Here is a 20,132-nt window from a genome sequence, read left to right as displayed (position 1 = left end):
GATTGGGCTTCCTTCAGACCCCGCCTCGCGACGACGCCCTTGCCCTTCTCCTTGCCTTCGGCTCTGCGAAAACCTGGCCCTAGGACTTGCACCTAGGAAGTAACGCGCCATGCCCGGCGCACACGTTCGACATGAGCGGCGGCCTTGGGCTGGCGCAGCCCACTCAAAGACGTCCGCTCGATGGCGGGGTTAGGGCGCATGCGAGGCATCGCGATTCCCTACAACTTCCTTTGCTCGGGGACAGCAGAGCGAGCATCACCGGCGGGCATGTTCATTACACGAGACTTGGCTGTTTCCACATCTGCAACATCGCCCTCAGAGATCGTCAGCTGAAGGCAGTGTCCCCTCCACGTTGTGAGCGTGTACCGACCCAGGTATACCGTCTCTCCTGTGTTCAAGGTGAAAGAAATGCCTGGCGGAAGAGACTTCGTGCATGCATATGGATGAGTGGACGCGTTTTGACCAACATATGCATTCACCAAGTCGTATGTGCCCGGTGGAAGACGCATCACCACGACCCGACCTGTCTCCCTCTTTGACTCGTAGTCTGGCTCATCGCCTGGCATCAATAACCGCTTTGGCGAATACCTTGTTCCCCAGAGAGACTCAGTGCCGCGCAGTTGAAACGTTAGGCCCGAATGGTCGAACATGGGCGACTTCTCTGCCCCTTCGCCAAGGACGACAAATCCCGCCTGCTCGCCTTGATAGTTCCTTAGCGCCTCATACTTCCCAAAGTCACTTGCGCAAGACGTGGTCAAGACGACAAACGCAACGGACGCGAGTGTCGGAAGTAGCTTCATAGATAAAACCTCCCGCATGGCAGAAAGTGAAATTGGAGCCCTGAACGTTGGACGTAACGGGCGCCGGAGCGCAGCGGCGGGAACCAAACTGCGCAGCAGTTTGGTGTCCGGTTGACTGCACTGTTAGGTTTCTGCGGTCGCATAGACATTTAGCTATTGCGCCGATTCAGCTCAGCACGAGTGGCTGTTAGCAGACCACTGACTAACTGAGATAAGTCGCACTGCTGCGTTTGTTGAATTGGCGCGCCGAGCTCGAAGGAGGTAAGTGCAACGACTTCGAGGGCGGCCCACAAGGAAGAGTAGCAGCTTGAGAAATTGGACTCGCAGCCCTCAATCGACGAACACAAGGACTCAATATCGTTGGCTAAGCGGCCGAGGTTTGACGCTTCATCCAGTGATGATTCCAAGAGGGTGCGCTCAAGCAGACGCAAGCGATCGAGGTCGTTCATTGGATTGTGCAGGTCGCGACGGAGCGAGTTCTGAAACCTAACGTGGAAGTAACCGGCACCGGAGCGCCAGCGGAGGGAACCCAAATGCGTAGCATTTGGGTGTCCGGTTGACTGCCTGGTTAGGCGCCCGGTCGAAGGCGTTGAGGAGCTTGGTCACCAGGAATGCAGCCACTCAGGCGTCACAGGGAAGTAGGAATCAAATTCTCGTCTCGCAGCATCCGGCAGGCCCTGCCGCCACCGACTGCTTTGAATCAAGTAGTCTTCTCCGCGCCCCATCCTCCAAAAGAAGTCCGAGACTTCGACGTCAGGGTACTTGACCCAAGGCGAAACGAGGAGCCTGCCGAACTTGCATGGGTACGTGTCTCGCAAGCGCGCGAGAAGCTCGCCGAGTCGGTTTCTTCCAGTCCCGTCTCCGCCGTCTGCCCAGTACGAATCGTTGCTTGTGTGTTCTACAAGGCGAGCTCCGCTCGTCGAAATGAGAACGTCCTTGAGTGATTCGTGCTGATCGAACTTGAACTGAAGCGCCTCCAGCATCACTTGGTCTTTGATTGCATCCCAGTCGTCACGTATTGGGCGGGTTCGATCGCGACCAAGCTGAGCTGCCAAGAATGCGGTCTTCGCATTCCGGACATCGTCCTGATCACTCGGACGGACCATCTTTGCTGCCTGGAAGTAGTGTTCACTCGTTGGCCAAGTGACGCCGCGCGCTTCGATGGGGTAGCGGGCGAAATTTGAAAAGCAGCCGTACGGCTTGTCGACCGCATAGAAGAGGATGGCGTTCATGGACTGTCTCGCATCGCAAGGCGCCTAACGAATGAAAGGGCATTCCCCATCCCGCGGTGCCGGTTGAACGGCGTCGCGTTTTGAGTGCCACGATGGGATTGCACAACTCATCGTCATCTCGATGGAGGGGAAGCCCATGAAAATTGTGGTCCTTGGAATCGATCTGGCCAAGAACGTGTTTGCGTTGCATGGCGTGGATGAACACGGCAAGCCTGCCCTTGTACAACCCTCGGTACGACGCGAGAAGTTGCTCGAGGTTGTCGCCCAACTGCCGCCCTGCTTGATTGGCATGGAAGCATGCTCGGGCGCGCACCATTGGGCGAGGGCATTTTCCCGCTTCGGTCACACCGTGCGTTTGATGGCGCCCAAGTTTGTGGTGCCTTACCGGCTTTCAGGCAAGCGTGGCAAGAACGACGCGGCGGACGCCGCTGCGATCTGCGAAGCGGTGCAACGGCCGGCGATGCGTTTCGTGCCGGTGAAGGATGAAGCGCAACAAGCGCATCTGACGCTGCATCGGGTCCGACAAGGCTTTGTCACCGAGCGCACGGCAATGATCAACCGCCTGCGGGGTCTGCTCGCCGAATTTGGCCATGTGCTGCCGCTCAAAGCGAGCGTTGTCCGCCGTCAGGCGCGTGCGGCGATCGAGACGCTGCCAAGCTTGGCGCGTGACGCGCTTGAAGATCTGCTGGTCACCATCGCCCAGCTCGACGAACGCATCAATGCCTACGACACCAAGCTGCGTCAGATCGCAAGGCAGGATCGGCGCATCACACGCCTGATGGCCCTGCCTGGTGTCGGCGAGACCAGCGCGGGCGCCCTGGTGGCGAGCATTGGCAACGGGCACGAATTCAAGAACGGACGGCAGTTCGCTGCCTGGCTCGGACTCGTACCGGGTCAATACAGCTCAGGCGGCAAGTCACGCCTGGGGCGCATCACCAAAGCCGGGGATGCCTACTTGCGAAGCCTGCTGGTGATGGGCGCTCGTGCGGTGTTGGCGCTGGCCGCCCAGCGTGAAGATCGCATCAGCCGCTGGGCGCGCGCACTCGCAGTGCGACGCGGCTACTGGCGCGCCGTGATCGCTGTCGCGGCCAAGAACGCAAGACTGGCGTGGGCTTGCCTTGCACGCGGCGACGCGTTTGAGCTCAAGTCCGAGTAACCCGTTTCCCGCCGATCGAGACGGCACGCGTTGATGAGCCAGGGCTGGACCCGCGCGAGGCATGTCCTGTTTAACTCGTGGCGGAAGCGAGTGCTTTCCGCGACTAACGAATGAGGCCCCCGCGCGCGTCTTTCATCAGGGTCCGCAGCCACGAGCGCTGCATCGATGACCGTTTGTAGTGTCGCAGTCCGTACCCCTCGCTCAATCGCGCTACGCAGCCCAACGACCGGAAGAACAAAGCGGTTTGGCAGAAAGCAAAACGGCCACGTGTTGCGTGGCCGTTGGATCAGTTCGCCTTGACTACTGGGGATGCCCTTGTAGTTGAAAGTAACCGGCACCGGAGCGGCAGCGAAGGGAACCCAAACTGCGCAGCAGTTTGGGTGTCCGGTTGACTGACCTGTTAGGCGAACGCTCACTTCGTTTCATGTTCTCTGGACTGCTCATCAAGTGCCGCCCGCGCTGTTCGCCACACCGCTATAGCGGCGACCGAAGCGCCAACTCCCCAAAAAGGCAGCGCGAGCAGTATAAAAAAACCGCTGTCGTTCGAGGTCTGCGCCAAATAGACCGCGCCGAGAAAGCCTAGTGAGCAGATTGTCGTAATGACAAATGCGGTTCTGCGTGCGGGCGATTTAGGTGAGTTCCAAGAGCTCTCCGCCATAAGCTGCCTAACGCCCAGGTTAACCGGCGCCGGAGCGCGAAGCGCGTAGGGCACCAACACTGGCCATGAAAGTGCCGAAGGCATGGCCAGTGTTGGCGTCCGCGTTGAACCGACAGTTAGGCTGGCGCGCGCACGCGAGGGCATTAAAAATGCCATTAGTGCATTTCAGTAAGATTCTCATTGAGATGAGATTGCCTACGAGGCGCTGTTCTGAGACCCATGCACGCCAAACTGAAGGTACGGAGGGTGTCCTTCAGGGGGCGGAGTGCTCGGCTCATGAATCAAATGAATTTTGGCACATTGTTCGTGATGATGAATTTTGTCTGGGTCGAAAATGTCCCTGTATTGCAAATAGGACCAGACGTAGATTTCAGCTCGACGCTCCCAGCAATCAGCTAGGTCTGCGATTGAAATAGGCATATAGCCACTTTGACCTGAGGCACGGGGGCCAAGGACAGTAGAAGCGTTAAGAAAGCCAGGGTCAGGGGTAAAAACGGGCGGCTGAGGGGCTGCGCCTCTTACGACTTGAGATCGGATGGTCATGCATACGTCAAGGGCAGGTGTGGGCCCCACGTTTTCTACTTGGGCAAAGACAACATATTCTTTGATTTTGTCATCACATATGTGAGGCCCACAAGAAAAACCCTTCCAGAAGACGAACGCGCGCTGAGAGCTGGACAGTGCTTGGGCAGAAATATCTGCACTTCTTTGGGCAGCCTTTGCTGATTGTTCGGCGGTGGCTAGCGCACGTTCTGTGTCTGCGTGCTGTTGCTTCGAATTTGCCTTCGCTTCCTTTGAAAGCTCCACTGTGGCTCGCCACATTTTTGCGGTGTAAATCATCAAGCCAAGCGTAAATATGCTTAGTGCGGCAGTAAGGTAAACGAGCCACCATTCGCTGCTTCCGTAATTGGGCGGGGTGGATGGCTCGGATGCATTTGCAGTCCGATAAAGAACGGTAAGCAATAGTGCAGCTATCTTATTTCCTAGCATGAGGGTATCCGAAGTAAGAAAGCGTATTCAACCTTAAAAGGCCTAACGTGGAAGTAACCGGCAGCGGAGCGCCATTGGAGGGAACCCAAATGCACAGCATTTGGGTGTCCGGTTGACTGCAGGGTTAGACCGCCGCGAGTTACTCAATTTGAGCGAGCTCCTCACGGATGTGGGTTTCAAGTTGCTGTGCGGGGACGATAACGCCACGCAACGCCGGCGTGGGGAACACCGCAACAATGACGCCGTCCCTGGCCAGGTTGGGTAACCATTGGTCAATGAATTCGTGAATTCCGACTGGCGTGGGCGTGTGGCCCGCCCACTCACCCGTTGCGCAAGCGGCAGCGTATTCAGGGTGTGGCCAAAAAGGTAGAGCGGAATTTCCGCAGTCGTCACCAACCGTAACCCAGCCGCCTTCGTTTCGTAGCCCCCAAACGGTTTGCCAGTCAGCAACACGGGACACAAAGTGCCTGTAGCGTTCGGGCCCCGCTAGCGCGGAAACAGCAGCGAACTGTTGTGGCGATAACGTGTATGGCGTATGCATAGGCGGTCTAACGTTTGAGGTAACCGGCGCCGAGCGCCAGCGAGGGTACCAAAAGCGCAGCTTTTGGTGTCCGGTTGACCGAAGGGTTAGGCATTCGCGCGGTCCGTGATTCCCCTAGGGAAAGGGGGAATTAGCTTCAGTTGCTCAGCGAGATTCCACGGGTTGGGCCGATTCTCGGCCCGAAACCACTTTGCGCCTGCCTCAAGCCACGTTTTCCGGAACGCTAGAGCACTCTTCTCTGTTGCATCTTCGTAGCCGAACTCGCAGCCACAGCAATCACAGATGACCCATGTTGGATCTGTTCCACGGTTGCCCCAAGGAGCTTCGTCCAGATTCCAGCCACAGATATGACACCGCTCCATGTCTATATGCCTAACGTTGGACGTAACGGGCGCCGGAGCGCAGCGACGGGAACCAAACTGCGCAGCAGTTTGGCGTCCCGTTGACGGACTGGTTAGAAATAGTCACTCAGCCACCTGCCGCCCCGCGATGTAGACGGCGATACGGCCAGATAGGGCGACAAGGGCGGCCGAAAACACCATCTGAGCGATAACCGCGTAGACATCGGCCCGAGCTTCGGGCGTGAGGCTAGAGAAGTAGGAAGCGCTTCCAGGAACAATCATTGCTCGAAATACGATAGAGGCAACGTAGCTGAGCGACGACCAGAAGAACCAGAGGCCGATTAATGCGCAGCCGATCCGTGCCGCTTCAAAGCCAGGCACAAGAACAACATTGTCGAAGTTGGTGCGCGGGATGATCTTGTGCGCGACTGCCATAGGGAACAGCCAGAGACCTAGGGCCAGTGCCAAATAGATGCCACCGTAGACTAGGGCGCTCGGAAGTTGATCGCCTAGGTTGGCGGAAGTAAGTTGGTGCGGGACGATGAAAAAGTAGTTGGCTGAACTCGCCGCACATAGGACGGCAAATAGACGAACTGCAATCGCGACAATTTGCTGAGGCGTCATGGCTATTTCTAACGTTAAGTAGACTTCAAAGTGACGAATAAACCCGACAAATATCCTGTCTTATACAAACAGGCTTCTTTGAAATACAAGGACTTATGAACTCGATTTGATGGATAACGCACTATGCAACTCATTTCTGGCGGTCTTCGCTGGGCGGCCGTATTGGAGTCGATGATAGCGCCAAGTGGAGACGATGTGCTTTGGCGGGAACCATTGACGCCGGGGGCTTTGCGACTGTCAGATGGGTCGCCAACGCATCCGGCACTAGGGAGACCTGCGCGGGCCGTGTGTGGGGGGCAGAGGGGCTGCGGCGGAGTTGCGACGGTGGCTACGCGCGCTGCCAGAAATGGGGCAAGTCGAGTATTCCGTTGGGGCCCGTTTTATTTGCGCTGCGGCGAAGCTGAGGGCAATTTTTGACCTTGTGGCCACGGGGAGGCCCATACCGCTCAGCGTGGCGGCGACGACGGGCCACGTTGGCGGATGGGCGTGGCGTGGGCGCTTAAGGAGCGACGGTGGCCGCTGTGCGGATGATCTGCGCCACCCAAGCGAACAGCGCGTCGAGGTCGTAGTCGCCGCTGTGGGGGATGCCCCAGGGCAGCGCGAAGTCGACATCGAGCCCTTTGTTCTGCAGGGCGAGCGCCAACATGGCGGGAATCGCGAACGAAGTGTCGCGGTCGCTCGCGCCGTGGCGGATTCGCCAGTGCTTGGCTGGCGTGGCGCCGGGGGCGCCGATGTAGCTCATCGGGTTCATCATGCGCACCGTCTGCGCATCGGCACGCATTGAGGCGGCGACGCGGCTGTGCGCGAACGAGAAGTCGGTGAAATGGCGTGCCTTGACCTGTTCGGTGCCGAAGAGGTCGTTCTCGCCGCTGCCGAGGTCCACCGCGTCGAACGCGGGTGGCGTTTTCTGGCGAGCCATGCCGCGTACGTAGGCGGCGAAGTCGATGTCACGCACCTTGGCGTCTTCCAACTTCACACCGGGCGCCGAGCCGACTGGCTGGCCGGCGGCCTGGGCCTGCTGGGCCGATGCAATCAGCAGTCGCTTCACATAGTCCTTGAATGTGCCGTTGCCGTCGGCATCGAGCGTCAGCGCGCGCCCGTCGGGGCTGTGCAGTGCGAGGCTGTTGAGGTAGGCCGGGAACCGCGTCTTCAATGCACTGGAGAACGTCACCTGGTCCGGCGTGAGGGTGCCAGCGACTTCCTTGCGCTCGACCTTGAAGTCGAGCATCGCGATGGAGATGGCCTTGTAGTCATTCACGCCCTGGAACTGCCATTCGTAGGCCGCGTCAGCGTGTTCGAGATTTGTGATCGGGCAGTAGGCCGAGACGGCGAAGATGTCGTCGCGTGCCGGGGCGGCGCCCAGTGCGCGCAGGGCGGCGTCGTAGTCGGCGCTGTTGCCGCTGGCGCCCAGCAGGGCGGACAGTGCGCCGCCAGCGCTGGTGCCGTTGGAGATGATGCGCTCGGCGCTGCCCGGCATGCGGGCATCGTTGAAGCGCAGGTAGCGCACCGCCGCTTTCAGATCGACGATGGCGGCGGGTGCCTTGCCGGTGTAGCGGCCATCGGCGCCCTGGCTGGTGCGGCCTCGTGCGCCCGGTGTGGCTACGACGTAGCCTCGCAGCAGGGCTTCGGCGATGGTGTTCGGGCGGTTGGGCGGGCCGGGCATTTTGGCGCCGTCGAGCGACCCCGGTAGCGCGGGCATGTATCCGCCGACCTGATTGGGCAGGAAGATCGGCGCGGTGTCGGCAGTGAAGTCGCCGATCCGTTCGCCCCGGAAGTAGGCGTCGGGCACATAGATGTTCATCGCCTGAAGGCTCGCGTCGACCGGCTTGGCGACGTAGACGATGTTCTCGTAGGCGCGCACGACGATGCGCTGGCCCCGCAGTTCCACTTCCCGCTTCACATAGTGATCGGCATCGAATACCAAGTCCGATGCGGCGGGGGCCGCGTGGGCGGCATTGAGACTGATCGCGCCAGCGGTGGCGGCAGTGGTGAGCAGGCTCCGTAGGCTCATGGGGTACTCCAACGCGTGGCCGGTAAGGGAACAGCCAATGCTCTCAGAATGCCGGCTGGCTGGCCACGGCGCGTAACACCTTGCAATGAGTGTGTGGCGCGAACCGCCTGATGAGGCACGGGGCGCGCCGACTGACCCGGAGATCAGACCCGATCGCGTACGATCAGGTACGCGCCTGCGACGAGCAGCGCCGCGCCCACGAGCGAGGGCAGGCCAAGCCGCGAAAGGGGGTTCTCTGCCTTAAGGGCGTCGGCGGCGAGGCCGGCGAGCAGCTGGCTTGCAACCAGCACCGAGATCGTCGCGGCGGCGCCGACCCGCTGGTAACTCATGATGCCGGCGAACACGAAGTAGGAGCCGAGCAGGCCCGGCAGCAGCCACCACCACCGTGCAGCGCCTAGCGCTTCGGTGATGCCGGCGACGCCGTCGCGCGCGAGCAGCGTGCTGACCAGCAGCACCAGCCCGACCGCTGAGTTCGCGACCAGCGTGATGAGGATGGTCGAAACCGACTGCGTGATCCGCACCATCAGCAGGTTCTGGATCACCAGTGCGGCGCCCGCGGCGGCGAGCATGGCGAGGGTGAGGGAGGCGTTCATCGTCGTCGGCCGGCTGCGCGTTCAGCCATCCACCGGCTGCGCGGGCGTGTCGAGCAGCAGCTGGTAGAAGGCAAGATCCAGCCAGCGGCCGAATTTGAAGCCGACCTCCGGCAGGGTGCCGACATGCTTGAAGCCGAGCCGCTGGTGCAGCGCGATGCTCCCTGCGTTGGAGGCGTCGATGCCGCCGATCATCGCGTGCACGCCGTTGCGCCGTGCGGCGGCGATCAGCGCCTGCATCACCTCCGGCCCGAGGCCCTTGCCGCGGTGATCTTTATGCACATACACCGAGTGCTCGACGCTGTACTTGTAGGCCGGCCAGGCGCGGAAGGTGCCGTAGCTGCCGAAGGCGAGCAGGCGGCCCTCCGCATCCTCGATACCCAGCACCGGAAAGCCGCCTTTTCGCTTGGCCTCGAACCAGGTGACCATGCTTTCGGGTGGGCGGGGCGTGTAGTCGTACAGCGCGGTCGAGTTGACGATGGCCTCGTTGAAGATCGCGAGGATCGCGTCAGCGTGGCGCTCGAACGTGCAATCGATCAGGGTGTGCGTACTCATGATGTGGATCTCGTCGCGGGTGTCGGCTGTGGGGCGCTGGTGCTCAGCGCCAGCAGATAGCGGGCGTCTTGCTTACCCGGGTTGTGGAATACGACGCGGTCGCCCAGCGTCATCGCGAGGCAGTCGCCGGCTTCGAGTTGCCAGTGTTGATCGCCTGCGGTGATCGCCATCACGCCTTCGAGCAGCCAGAGCTGCTGGTGGATCGCGATGCTGCGTGTCGGGTTGTCGAAGCTGACCCGCTGGCCAGCCGGAAAGCGCAGTTCCACCAGCTCGATCGGCGAAGGCCAGCCGGCGGGTGAGAGCTGCCGGCGCACATAGCCGGAGCCGGGGTCGGTCCACACCGGCTGATCGGCCTGCCGGGCAATCGGCTGCGGTGCGGGCGAGGGCGCGTAGGGTGCGAGCAGTGTCGGCAGCGACACGCTCAACGCATCGGCCAGCTTGTTCAGCACGGCGGCGGTGGGGCTGGTTTCCTGCCGCTCGATCAGGGAAATCATCGAGCGGCTCACGCCACTCAGTTCGGCGAGCTGATCCAGCGTGAAGCCGCGCGCCTTGCGCAGGGCGCGGATGCGGGCGGAAAGGGCGGCGTCGAAATCCATGATTCCAGTATATTGGAAACCGGCTCCATATTGATGGCGCAGCGTTGTAGACGGGGTTCAGGCGGTGGAATCGCCAACCGGTGGGTGCTCGCCTCGCACTGGTTGGTAGACCACATCGAAGCGTTCGCAGGCGACCCGCATATCAGGCGAGAAGTGACGGCCCGCCCGCGCGCACTCGCGTTCGAAGTAGGCGCGGTGGCTTTCCTGCCAGTACACGAGCGAGCCGTCACCTTCGCCTTCTGCCGCGGCGAAGTCGGCTGTCACCGCATCGAAGCGCACGACCTCGACTGTGCGCGTTTCGATGACGCACAACGGGTCGCCGGCCGCGTTGGTGACGATGCTCAGATCCCCCGGGCGGGGCACACGGCAGCCCTCCGCTTCGTAGGCCCACATGGCGCCCGTGGTGGCGCGCTTGGTGCCGCGCAGTACCAGCTCCGCCAGTTCGTCGATCAACTCGGCGCTGTCGCCGAAGGTGCAGACCTCGTAGAACTGCGCGTCGCTGACGCCGCTGCGGGCGCGCTTGAATGCCTCCCAGAACGGGCGAAGGGAGTCGGGAATCGTCATTCGCTGTTCTCCTGCGGCAATCGGTCGTCAGCGCGGATGGCACCCCGTGCGACCTCGTTCAGGGCACCGCTGCTTGCACTGCGCGGCGAGGCAAGAAGGGCAGCCGGTCGCGCAGCCGCAGGAAAGGTCGCTCCACCGCGTAGTGCAGCGCCGCGCCGGCAGCGAGGGCCGTTGCGCCGTACACCGCGAACGCGAGCAGCCCGCGACCGGAGAGTGCGTCGCCCCAGTGAGCCTGCACGACATGGTAGATCGCCTTGTGGACGAGGTAGAGGCTGTAGGAGATCGCGGCGAGCCAGCCTGCGCCGGGCACCTGCCAGCGGCCGATGAGGCTGTCGCGCCCCGCGCCGGCGAACACCAGCAGGCCGAGGCCGGCCGAGAGCACCGGCCAACCGATGCTGTTGCCGAGCAGGCCGATGCGCTCGCGGAACAGCCAGCAGGCCAGCGCGACCAGCGCGACGCCCGCCAGCGTCGCAGCGTTGGCGTGGCGCCGGGCGTGGGCCCAGTGCTGCGGCCGGAAGCACTTCCACACCGCCAATGCGACGCCGCAGAGCAGGCCGTCGAGCCGGTTCCAGGTGGGGTAGTAGAGATCTTCGATGAACCAGTTGCGCTGGAAGTTGGGGTCGAGCGCGGTGTTGTGCAGCCAGATTCCGGCGCGTAGCGCGATGCCGCCCAGCACCAGCGCTGCGCACAGTGCGCCGAACTTCCACGCTGCGGGCCGGCGCATCAGCAATACCGCGAGCACCGGGAATAGCCAGTAGAAGTGCTCTTCGACGCACAGCGACCAGGCGTGCGAGAAGGCTGCGTTCGCGCTGTAGTCGATGCTCAGGTTGGTGAGGAAGGCGAGGAACTTCCAGGCCGGCTCCATGCCCGGCGCTTCGCGGAAGCCGGGCCAGGCAAGGTAGATCGCCAGCACCGCCCAGTAGGCGGGCAGGATGCGGAACGCGCGGCGCAGATAGAAATCCGCGAACGAGAGCCGTTCGCCGCGCGCCAGCGGCTGCAGCACCTGTGTGCCGATCAGGAATCCGCTTAGCACGAAGAACAGATCGACGCCCATCCAGCCGTAGCGCGAGAGCCATTCCCAGTCCGGCCCGAGGCCGCCGAGCAGGAAGGAGTGGAACAGCATCACCCAGACGATGGCGATGCTGCGCAGCAAGTCGAGGCCCGGCAGCCGGCCGGTGTGGTTCTGCATGAGCGGGCCTACGCTGCGGTCGCGAATGACATGTAGCGCACCGAAAACGGCAGATGCGCGAAGTGCTTTTGCTCGCCGGCCACGAAGCCCTGCTTGGCGTACCAGCGCTGCAGTTCCGCGTGTTCGCCGATCACGCCGATGCTCACTGTAGCGATGCCGTCGGCGCGAGCGAGCGCAAGCACATGTTGAACCAGCCGCTCGCCTAGCCCCTGCCGGCGATGGCCGGGCAGCACCGAGAGGCGGTTCAGGTAGGCCACGGATGGTTTCGGCACTTCATAGGCCACGCAGCCCACCGGCTCGCCTTCGACGTCGGCGACGAAGTAGCGCTCGCCGCGTGCGAAGTCGGCGCTGACCCAGGCTGCGGTGCAGAACGATGGATGCTTCGGGCAGTTGTCGGCGTTCAAACCGAAGCGGGTGGCGACGTCCTTGTTCGACTCGCTGATCAGCTTCGCGAGGGTCGAGTGTTCGTTGATATCGGCTTCGCGGATGTGCATGGTGGGGGTTGAATGACGTGACGGGTGCTTTGGTTCGGGCGCTTCTGGCACGGGCGTTCACTGCTGAACGCGACGCTTTCTGGCGAGGTGGGCGCGACACCGCTGTTCAGCGGTTTCATTGCCGGTGATTTCTAGCCCTGTATAGATGCCGCAAGGGCGGGAAAAGGCAACTTCAGGGTCCAGATTCCAATAAGGCGGTTCGGGTGAGCATATGTACATCTCCTCGACATGCCAGCCGGAGCCAGCTTTCTTGGCCACGACCCAGAGCATCTTGTCGAGGGAGGGGTCGCAGTCCTTCGATTTGCTCCAGTCCAGTGTCTTTCCCTCTGGTGCCATGAGATGTCCGACGAGTACAGCCCAACCGCCTTCGTTGTTCAACGTGTAGACCCGGAAACGGACTGGTTGCCCGGCCATCCGCTCTGCCTTCGGGCGAATTGCGTCGAGAAATTCGCGTCGCTCCTCTTGAGTCATCGCCGAGGCGAAACGCGATTGAAGAATCAAAAGCAGAACAACAAGCAAGCGTCGTAGGTGCATCGCTGATGGCTGATCAGGATCGAAAGGGCCCGGACGGCGCTACGGTTCGAACTGCCGAACGCGCCGTGGGTATATCCGGAAATTGATGAACGACATTCCTGCCGCGAATCATCGCAGGGTTGTCACCGCACGCGGCCGTTTCCGGAGGGGCCGTCGCGCGCTCACTGCGTAGCCACGGTGACCAGAAGCGGCGACTTGAACATGGCGACTGGCGAAATGACTGATTCGCTCAATGGGATGTCTTCGCCGTAACGTTCGTGCATCTTTGCCTTCACGGCTGGATCAGACAAGTTGAAATCACGCACCTTCTGCAGGCTGCCGATCTGGATGCCAACGCCTCGATCGTAGGCTTTCCATACCAGCTCAGAACAGTAGATGCGGTCGTCCGACCAACCGAAGAAGGGGTCGTACCGGCGGCCGGCAAACTGCCCTGCGGCAGCACGAAGCTGCTGTAGCGCAGTCGTCGTCAAGAGGATATCGGCGTTTCGGAGGCGCTTGACCACAAAGTGGCGCCCGGCGCCCCTGGCAACCCACTGCTCAAAAGCGGTGTATTGGACCGTGGCAATGGCCTCTATGACGTAGGGCTTGCCGTTGCGATACATGACCATGCCCATGTGGCTGTACCTCGAGCCGGTGGCACGCTGCACTGCCGCCGACTGCGCGGAGCGGGAGGTCTGGAAGACGATATCTCCATCCCTGAGCGCCAAGGCCGCGTGCGCGGTGTTGCAGCACGCAGCAAGCAGGAGGATGCCCAGGCACCAGGGCGTTCCCTGTGAACCCACGCGGGAACGGATTGACGCAAGCAAAGAACGGGGGCGGATGTATGGCGGATCTGCAGCGTGCATGAGCAACTCGCTTTCTGCCGTTGATTACTTGGCCCGAGGCCGCTTCGCTTGCCTCGCCGCCACATTCAACGCCGCCGCCGCGCGGATCAGCGCCTTGAAGGCATCGGCATCAATCCACTCGCCTTCCGCGATGTCGATCGCGCGGCGCGCGTTGCCGTCGAGGCTTGAGTTGAAGAGACCCGACGGGTCGGGCAGGGCGGCCCCCTTGGTGAAGGTGAGTTTGACCTTCGCCTTGTAGGTTTCGCCGGTGCATAGGATGCCGTCGTGCTCCCATACCGGTGTGCCCATCCACTTCATGGCTTCGACGACCTCTGGGTCGGCTTCCTTGATCAGTGCGCGAATCCTGGCGAGCGTTTCGGCGCGCCAATCGCCGAGCTCGGCGAGCTTGTGGTCGATCTGCTGCGAGGCTGAAGTGCTGTCTGGGGTGTCGGGCGCCTTCATGGGTCTTCCTCCGCGACTTGGGGGACGGTTGTGCCGCTCCGGTGCGACTTTAGATGGTCTTGCTGAGCCGAACCATCTGGGTGCCGGTTACGTCGTTGGGGCCGCTTTCAGTGATGCGGTAGCCGTGGCGTTCGTAAAGGCGGATCAGCTTGCTGTTGGTGCTTGAGGTCCACGTTGCGAAGGCGTTCAGGCCGATTGTGGCAAACCACGCTTCGCCGGCCTCCAGCAAGGCGTTGGCGATGCCTTGGCGGCGGTGCTCCGGCGCGACATAGCTGGTCGAGAACAGTCCGAACGCTTGGCCCGCTGCGTCGGTTTCGCGCCGCAGGATGGTGTGGCCCACGATGCCGTGCCCGCTGATCGATGCGACGAGTACCTTGGCGACGACATCGGTGCCGGTGACATGCCACCGGAGCCGTTCGCGTATCCATTCCCGCGAATGCAGCCGATCGGCGTTCTCTTCGCCCTCAACTTCTACAACGGTGGCGCGCATGCGCGCGGCGACAAGGTCGATTTCGTCGGTTGCGTTGGCATCGATCTCGCGGATCAGCATGTCGTCATCCTGGCTGGGTGGTGGTGGGGTAAGCAGCGCGTCGCGCGGGGCGTGGCGTGTCCGCGATGTGCGGGGGGTGCCGGTGCGGTGATTCTAGATCGCGCGTGGCGCGCGGTGCAGCGTATCGGCGTCGCAGACGGCTGAGCGGGGATCGGTGCGGTTGGTGAATGTGCCCGCTTGACGAACGATCCGGCTTGATGGAATATATATCGCATGCGATCGAATCGCATGAGATAACAAACGGAGAATCCCATGAAAGCACTTTACGAAGCCCATGCCTCAGCAACCGGCGGCCGCAATGGTCGAGTGACCACCGACGATGGCGTGATCGACCTGCAACTCGCGATGCCCAAGAGCCTCGGCGGTGCCGGCGGCGCTGCTGCCAACCCCGAGCAACTGTTCGCCTGCGGTTACGCCGCGTGTTTCGACAGCGCGCTGAACTTCGTCGCGATGGGGCAGAAGATCAAACTGACCGGCACCCGCGTCGACGCCACCGTGGGCATCGGCCAGAACGGCGCCGGCGGCTTTGCGCTGGCGGTAAAGCTCGAAGTGACGATTCCGGATGTGTCGCGCGACGTAGCCCAGGCCCTGCTGGAAAAGGCGCACGAGGTATGCCCGTACTCGAACGCGACGCGCGGCAACATCAACGTCGAACTGGTGCTGCGCTGAGGCGCGGCGGGAGCCCGGCATGAGCGAATTCCATGCGTTGAGCGCCCGTTCGTTGCGGGGGGAGGAGATCCCCCTGTCGCGCTACGAAGGCAAGGTGGTGCTGGTGGTCAATACTGCAAGCAAGTGTGGCCTCACGCCGCAGTACGAGGGGCTCGAAGCGCTGTACCGCAAGTACGCGAACGACGGGCTTGTGGTGCTGGGCTTCCCTTGCAACCAGTTCGGCAACCAGGAGCCGGGCGACGCCAGCACCATCGAGGGCAGTTGCCTGATCAACTACGGCGTGAGCTTCCCGATCTTCGAGAAGATTGACGTGAAGGGCCCCAACGCGCACCCGGTGTTCAAGTGGCTCACAGCGAAACTGCCTGGTTTGTTGGGCAGCAACGTGAAGTGGAACTTCACGAAGTTCCTCGTCGGGCGCGACGGTCAACCGCTGCGGCGCTTTGCGCCCACCGCGCAACCGGCGAAAATCGAGGGCGAGATCCGCAAAGCCCTTGGAGTTTGAAATGACTGATGTGTCGCAGCCGCAGGCCCCGAATACCGACGACTACCTGCGGCTCGACCGTCAGCTCTGCTTCCCGCTCTACGCCGCATCGCGGCTTGTGACGCGGCTGTACCAGCCGCTGCTCGAACCGCTCGGGCTCACCTACCCGCAGTACATTGTGCTGATGATCCTGTGGGAAGACGCGCCTTGCACTGTGTCGCACATCGTCGAACGCGCGATGCTCAACACCAATACGCTAACCCCCTTGCTCAAGCGGCTCGAACAACTCGGCTATGTGCGTCGCACCCGCAGCACAGCGGACGAGCGCGTTGTGCAAATCAGCCTTACAGACGCTGGCGCCGAACTCAAGGGCCGATGCGGTTGCGTGCCGACTGCGATGTTCGAATCGCTGAATCTGCCGATCGAAAAGGGCATTGCGCTCAAGGGGCTGCTCGACGAACTGATCACCCACCTCAACAGTGTGCCCGCCGGCAGCGACGCGCGTGTCGACTGAACGAACGGCCATCGCGTAGCGGGCGTTTTCACGGGGCCTTCAGCACCCGCAGGCGGCTTCTCGCCCAGCCAGTTGCGCTGCCTTGCGCAAAAGCTTTCCATCGCCCGCGCCAGACGACAGGTAGAGCCGTTCGTCGAAACCGCAGTTGTCATCCGGGATGCTGAGCACGAGATCCAGCATGCCGTCGCCGTCCAGGTCGCCCACCCAGTGGACGATCGGCGTGGTGTCGCCGCCGTAGTGGCTCTCCGACTCGACGCTGAAGAGGAACTGCTTGGTCGTGCCGTCGCTGACGTGATAGCGCTTGTTGCCCTCGGGCGTCTTGACCCACGAAAGGGTGAGCGGCCGTGTGCCCCACGGCATCACCCATTTGCCCAGCTTCGCCAGCCGCAGCCCCGGTGACGACTCGGCACCGTTCGGGCTGGCCCAGTACCAGGACACGACTTTTCCCGCGTTCAGCGCCATGTCCGCAAACAGAACCAGCGGTGCGCCATCCGGGGTGAGCGCATCCAGCGCTTCGTCCTCGTCAAGCACGTTGCGCGCGCTCGCGGTCGTGATGCGAAGCTGGGTCGGCTTGAGCTCGCATCCCGACTTGTCGCAATAAAGCCCATGCCACTTCGCCGCGCGCGGGAAGCTGCCTTGCGCGTACTGACGGCCAGTGTCGATGACAAGGCGCGGAAGCTTGCTGTCTGGCGTCTGCGACAAAGCGGGGGCTGCAATTGACGCGAACGCGATACCGATGACGGCTACGGCTGTGCCACGCATGCTTGCTCCTGGGCGGTGGGTGACGTGCTTTTTGGTGGAAGAAAGGCTCGCCGCGACTCGACTTTGGAGCCACTTGAAGAGGCGTCCGGCGCAATGCGGCCACGCGGCGCAACTATCGCGCCCGGTCCAGCGCGACCCTGATCCCGAGCCCGACCAGTGCTGCGCCGGCCAACTGCTGAAAACGCTGGAACAGGCGTGGCCGTTCGATGATGAAGCCGCGCGCGCGGCCGCCCAGCGTCGCAGTGCAAAGGTTGACCGCTGTGCCCGAGACAATCGAGACAATACCGAGCAACGCCGCCTGAAGGCCGGGGTGGCCGCGGGCTGGGTCGACAAACTGCGGCAGGATCGCAAGGAAGAAGATCGCAATCTTCGGGTTCAGCAGGTTCGATACGGCGCCTTGTGCGAAGGGCGCGTTCCAGCGGCTTGGGCGCGGCGCGGCGGATACCGTGACGGGGCTGCGCAGCATCTGCCAGCCAATCCACACCAGATACATCGCCCCGAGCACCTTCACCGCCACAAAGGCCGTGGGCACGGCAGCGAGAAATGCGCTCAGGCCGAGCGACGCTGCGGTGACGTGCACCAGCGCCGCGCAGGCGATGCCCAGGCAAACCTGCACTCCGGCACGCGTGCCGCGTGATACCGAGTTGGTCAGGATGCAAAGCACGTCCGGCCCCGGAATGAGCGCGAAGCTCATGTTGAGCAGTGTGAAGGCGATCAGGGTGGAGAGGCTGATCATGTGAAATCCTCTTTGCAGTTCAGTAACTTGGTTGCGCCGTTTTCCCGCTCAGGCTGGCGTTGGCCCGGTCGCCTTGAATGCATCGTGGAACACGACTTCGCCGCGAGGTGTTTGCCCCGTGAACGACAGCGCAAAGAACACCTCCGGCGGCACGCCCGCGAGCGCCAGTTCCGGCGGGTTGCTGAAATCGAATCGGCCGTAGTAAGCCGGGTGGCCCACCAGGCAGCAACCGCTGGCACCGATTGCCCGCAATCGTGCAAGCCCCTCGGTAATCAGTGCGGTGCCGATGCCCTGGCGCTGCAGATCTGGTGCCACCGACACCGGGCCGAGCCCGTACCAGCCAGCGCTGCCGTCGGACATCCGTACCGGCGAGAAGGCGATGTGGCCGACGATACGCCCGTCAATCTCCGCGACCAGCGACACCGTCAGCGCCCCGGCGGCGCGCAGCGCATCAACGATGTAGTGCTCGGTGTGGCCGCTGATTTCCAGCGTCGCGAAAGCGGCAAGGGTGACTGTGGCAATCTGGGCTGCGTCCGCGCTTTGTTCGTCGCGGATCAGGATGTTGCTGGTCATGGCACTTCCGTTCGGGAATATAAGGTGGCGTAAGGTCGGCAATGTCCGGTGTGGCTATTATCGACTCGCTCTTCCCTGTACGGAAATGTGCTCCAACAGTACTCGCAGCCTATTTCGTACTGAGATCTCGTGCATACGTGATTTCCCGTGGCGCAGTGGCTCCAGTCGGCGGTAGGCGCACGCACGTGCGCCAGGCGGTTACACGGATTCTCGAAATCGCGACTGACGGGTTACGTCTGTGGCTAATCGACCCAATGTCGATATCGCGCCGGCCACATTCCGACGAAAGCCGCAAGCCAGATCTTGCTGTAAGCCTCGTCGGCTACCTACGTCTTTGCTCACATCGACCTGACAACGCGCAGAAAACCGGACGAGTCCGGGGGCGCCGTCGCGCCTGGTGGGATGATGCCAGCCGGGCGGAAATGGGACGCGGGCGGTGTTCGCGGGGTGCTGGCGTCCAGAGGGTTCTCTGTGCTTTCAGGCGGTGGCGAGTTGTCGTTTGTCGTCGCCTTCAGGGTCTTATGCTGCGGTTTCGCTCAACCCGATTGCGCGTCTCTGCTCGCCGCGAATTGCTTGGCTATGAACGACCAGATCATCCGCGAGGCGTCAGGGCCTTTGGGGTCGCTGTAGGGGCGGCTCTGGGTGCCGCCGCTCCAGGCGTGGCCGAGTTGGTCGACGGCACACAGCGTGGCGACAAGGCGGCCGTGTTTTCGATAGTCGGTGATGATCGCGGCATAGCGGGTACCGCGCTGGACTCGCCGCGGCGTGTTGGCTCGGGCGCCGACACGCGCGCCCCAACGCATGGCTGCTTCGGTGCCATTGCTCAAGGCCACCACTTGATCCGCGACACCGTGGATCACCAGCAAGGCCGGAAGACTGACATCGGCTGAAACGGGGGAAAGCGGTGAGCTGGCTACGCGCTTTCCGAACATCGCTTTGATGGCGCCTGCAGACGAATGAGCGACACCCGGCGCGATGCCTGAATGCATGGCGACGGCGCGAAAGCGATGTGGGTGATAGGTCGCCAGCAGCGTGGCCATTCCTGCGCCGGCGGATAGGCCCGCCAGCGCAACGCAGTTGCGATCGACCGCTTGTGTCAGACAAATCTGCTCGATCGCGGCAAGGATCGAGTTCGCTTCAGTCTGGGCCCGGCCTGCGCGTGTGTCATACCAATGCCAGCACGACTGCAGATTCGATAGTCGATCCTGCTCCGGGTAGAGCACAAAGAAGCGTTCGCGTGACGCGATGCTGTTCATTCGGCTGGAGCGCGCGAGTGCTTCAGCGTCCTGCCCACAGCCGTGCAGCATCACCAGCAAGGGAAGGCGCTCGTTGCGTTGCACGCCCGGGGGCTTGTAAAGCCGGTAGCGGCGTGGGCCAGCCGTGCCAATGGACAGTCCTGTTGTCCACGTCCCAGAGGTGGCGGTCACCTTCGTGGCAGTGGGGCGTTTGCCTACTCGCTTGCGCGCCTGCAGACCTTCGCTGAGCGCCTTGTTGCCGATGCGCATCGCAGTGCGTGTCATGGTTCTGAATGCGCGCTGCAATACGCGCGTAGACCCCGTTCTTCGTATCCGCTTTGCCATGGTCCATCCAATCGGCAGGCCAAGCCTGTGGGCAGATTCTCGCGCCCAGCGTGGCGCGACTCGGTCTGCTCGCGAACATAGGGCTGACGAACGTAGGGCTGACGAA

Annotated in this window: 24 protein-coding genes; 4 read left to right on the top strand and 20 right to left on the bottom strand. The window is 62.3% G+C overall.

The features are described from left to right. Positions 1-949: 949 nt before the first annotated feature. Both HH302_RS15550 and HH302_RS15545 read right to left on the bottom strand, forming a co-directional pair. Positions 950-1,249, bottom strand: a complete 300-nt coding sequence (locus HH302_RS15550; protein WP_172203135.1) for a hypothetical protein — start codon at positions 1,247-1,249, stop codon at positions 950-952. A gap of 153 nt (positions 1,250-1,402) precedes the next feature. Beyond that, positions 1,403-2,032, bottom strand: coding sequence for an NADAR family protein (locus HH302_RS15545; protein ID WP_172203134.1), 630 nt, complete (start codon positions 2,030-2,032; stop codon positions 1,403-1,405). A 136-nt stretch (positions 2,033-2,168) separates the two neighbouring features. Here HH302_RS15545 and HH302_RS15540 point away from each other — a divergent pair, with 136 nt between their 5' ends. Next, positions 2,169-3,188, top strand: a complete 1,020-nt coding sequence (locus HH302_RS15540) for an IS110 family transposase (RefSeq protein WP_172203133.1) — start codon at positions 2,169-2,171, stop codon at positions 3,186-3,188. A gap of 853 nt (positions 3,189-4,041) precedes the next feature. On the opposite strand, the gene HH302_RS15535 is transcribed toward HH302_RS15540, so the two are convergent. From HH302_RS15535 to HH302_RS15470, 14 genes are all read right to left on the bottom strand, one after another. Next, the gene (locus tag HH302_RS15535) at positions 4,042-4,836 is read right to left on the bottom strand and encodes a hypothetical protein (RefSeq protein WP_172203132.1); all 795 of its coding nucleotides are present in this window, start codon (positions 4,834-4,836) and stop codon (positions 4,042-4,044) included. Between the two features lie 139 nt (positions 4,837-4,975). Next, positions 4,976-5,377, bottom strand: coding sequence for a DUF2750 domain-containing protein (locus tag HH302_RS22765; protein ID WP_172203131.1), 402 nt, complete (start codon positions 5,375-5,377; stop codon positions 4,976-4,978). Positions 5,378-5,841: 464 nt separating this feature from the next. After that, a complete protein-coding gene (locus HH302_RS15525) occupies positions 5,842-6,342 on the bottom strand; it encodes a hypothetical protein (protein WP_172203130.1) in 501 nt (166 codons plus the stop codon). A 499-nt stretch (positions 6,343-6,841) separates the two neighbouring features. Further along, positions 6,842-8,353 (bottom strand): subtype B tannase, encoded by a 1,512-nt coding sequence (locus HH302_RS15520; protein ID WP_172203129.1) that lies wholly within the window; start codon positions 8,351-8,353, stop codon positions 6,842-6,844. Positions 8,354-8,496: 143 nt separating this feature from the next. Continuing rightward, complete coding sequence (locus HH302_RS15515) at positions 8,497-8,946, bottom strand: DMT family transporter (protein ID WP_172203128.1); 450 nt, start codon at positions 8,944-8,946, stop codon at positions 8,497-8,499. A 21-nt stretch (positions 8,947-8,967) separates the two neighbouring features. After that, positions 8,968-9,498 carry a GNAT family N-acetyltransferase gene (locus HH302_RS15510; RefSeq protein WP_172203127.1) on the bottom strand — a complete coding sequence of 177 codons (531 nt, stop codon included), beginning with the start codon at positions 9,496-9,498 and terminating at the stop codon, positions 8,968-8,970. Then, positions 9,495-10,094, bottom strand: coding sequence for an XRE family transcriptional regulator (locus HH302_RS15505; protein ID WP_172203126.1), 600 nt, complete (start codon positions 10,092-10,094; stop codon positions 9,495-9,497). The genes HH302_RS15510 and HH302_RS15505 overlap by 4 nt, the downstream gene beginning before the upstream one ends. Positions 10,095-10,151: 57 nt before the next feature. Next, on the bottom strand, positions 10,152-10,658 hold the full coding sequence (locus tag HH302_RS15500) for an ASCH domain-containing protein (RefSeq protein ID WP_172203125.1): 507 nt from the start codon (positions 10,656-10,658) through the stop codon (positions 10,152-10,154). Positions 10,659-10,716: 58 nt separating this feature from the next. Continuing rightward, positions 10,717-11,847 (bottom strand): acyltransferase, encoded by a 1,131-nt coding sequence (locus HH302_RS15495; protein ID WP_172203124.1) that lies wholly within the window; start codon positions 11,845-11,847, stop codon positions 10,717-10,719. Positions 11,848-11,855: 8 nt separating this feature from the next. Continuing rightward, positions 11,856-12,341, bottom strand: a complete 486-nt coding sequence (locus HH302_RS15490; RefSeq protein ID WP_172203123.1) for a GNAT family N-acetyltransferase — start codon at positions 12,339-12,341, stop codon at positions 11,856-11,858. A 57-nt stretch (positions 12,342-12,398) separates the two neighbouring features. Then, complete coding sequence (locus HH302_RS15485) at positions 12,399-12,860, bottom strand: hypothetical protein (RefSeq protein ID WP_172203122.1); 462 nt, start codon at positions 12,858-12,860, stop codon at positions 12,399-12,401. A 176-nt stretch (positions 12,861-13,036) separates the two neighbouring features. Continuing rightward, the gene (locus HH302_RS15480) at positions 13,037-13,720 is read right to left on the bottom strand and encodes a YiiX family permuted papain-like enzyme (RefSeq protein ID WP_172203121.1); all 684 of its coding nucleotides are present in this window, start codon (positions 13,718-13,720) and stop codon (positions 13,037-13,039) included. A gap of 24 nt (positions 13,721-13,744) precedes the next feature. Beyond that, positions 13,745-14,161: a DUF1801 domain-containing protein gene (locus HH302_RS15475; protein WP_172203120.1), complete on the bottom strand. Its 417-nt coding sequence runs from the start codon at positions 14,159-14,161 to the stop codon at positions 13,745-13,747. Between the two features lie 49 nt (positions 14,162-14,210). After that, complete coding sequence (locus tag HH302_RS15470; RefSeq protein WP_172203119.1) at positions 14,211-14,711, bottom strand: GNAT family N-acetyltransferase; 501 nt, start codon at positions 14,709-14,711, stop codon at positions 14,211-14,213. Positions 14,712-14,963: 252 nt separating this feature from the next. Here HH302_RS15470 and HH302_RS15465 point away from each other — a divergent pair, with 252 nt between their 5' ends. Genes HH302_RS15465 through HH302_RS15455 form a run of 3 tightly spaced genes read left to right on the top strand, consistent with a single transcriptional unit; the run spans position 14,964 to position 16,375 of the window. Continuing rightward, positions 14,964-15,380, top strand: coding sequence for an organic hydroperoxide resistance protein (locus HH302_RS15465; RefSeq protein ID WP_172203118.1), 417 nt, complete (start codon positions 14,964-14,966; stop codon positions 15,378-15,380). 19 nt (positions 15,381-15,399) lie between these two features. Next, positions 15,400-15,882, top strand: a complete 483-nt coding sequence (locus HH302_RS15460; RefSeq protein ID WP_172203117.1) for a glutathione peroxidase — start codon at positions 15,400-15,402, stop codon at positions 15,880-15,882. A gap of 1 nt (position 15,883) precedes the next feature. Continuing rightward, positions 15,884-16,375, top strand: a complete 492-nt coding sequence (locus HH302_RS15455; protein ID WP_172203116.1) for a MarR family winged helix-turn-helix transcriptional regulator — start codon at positions 15,884-15,886, stop codon at positions 16,373-16,375. A 39-nt stretch (positions 16,376-16,414) separates the two neighbouring features. On the opposite strand, the gene HH302_RS15450 is transcribed toward HH302_RS15455, so the two are convergent. From HH302_RS15450 to HH302_RS15435, 4 genes are all read right to left on the bottom strand, one after another. After that, positions 16,415-17,137, bottom strand: a complete 723-nt coding sequence (locus tag HH302_RS15450; protein ID WP_172203115.1) for a hypothetical protein — start codon at positions 17,135-17,137, stop codon at positions 16,415-16,417. 112 nt (positions 17,138-17,249) lie between these two features. Beyond that, positions 17,250-17,873, bottom strand: a complete 624-nt coding sequence (locus tag HH302_RS15445) for a LysE family translocator (protein WP_172203114.1) — start codon at positions 17,871-17,873, stop codon at positions 17,250-17,252. Positions 17,874-17,921: 48 nt separating this feature from the next. Then, positions 17,922-18,446 carry a GNAT family N-acetyltransferase gene (locus HH302_RS15440; protein ID WP_172203113.1) on the bottom strand — a complete coding sequence of 175 codons (525 nt, stop codon included), beginning with the start codon at positions 18,444-18,446 and terminating at the stop codon, positions 17,922-17,924. 536 nt (positions 18,447-18,982) lie between these two features. Then, positions 18,983-19,966 carry a PHB depolymerase family esterase gene (locus HH302_RS15435; RefSeq protein WP_216661928.1) on the bottom strand — a complete coding sequence of 328 codons (984 nt, stop codon included), beginning with the start codon at positions 19,964-19,966 and terminating at the stop codon, positions 18,983-18,985. Between the last annotated feature and the right edge of the window lie 166 nt (positions 19,967-20,132).

Source organism: Niveibacterium sp. COAC-50, assembly GCF_013184235.1.
In the GTDB taxonomy this organism is placed as follows: Bacteria; Pseudomonadota; Gammaproteobacteria; order Burkholderiales; family Rhodocyclaceae; genus Niveibacterium; species Niveibacterium microcysteis.
The sequence above is the reverse complement of the archived record's forward strand: the minus strand, read 5'-3'. Positions and strand labels throughout refer to the sequence as shown.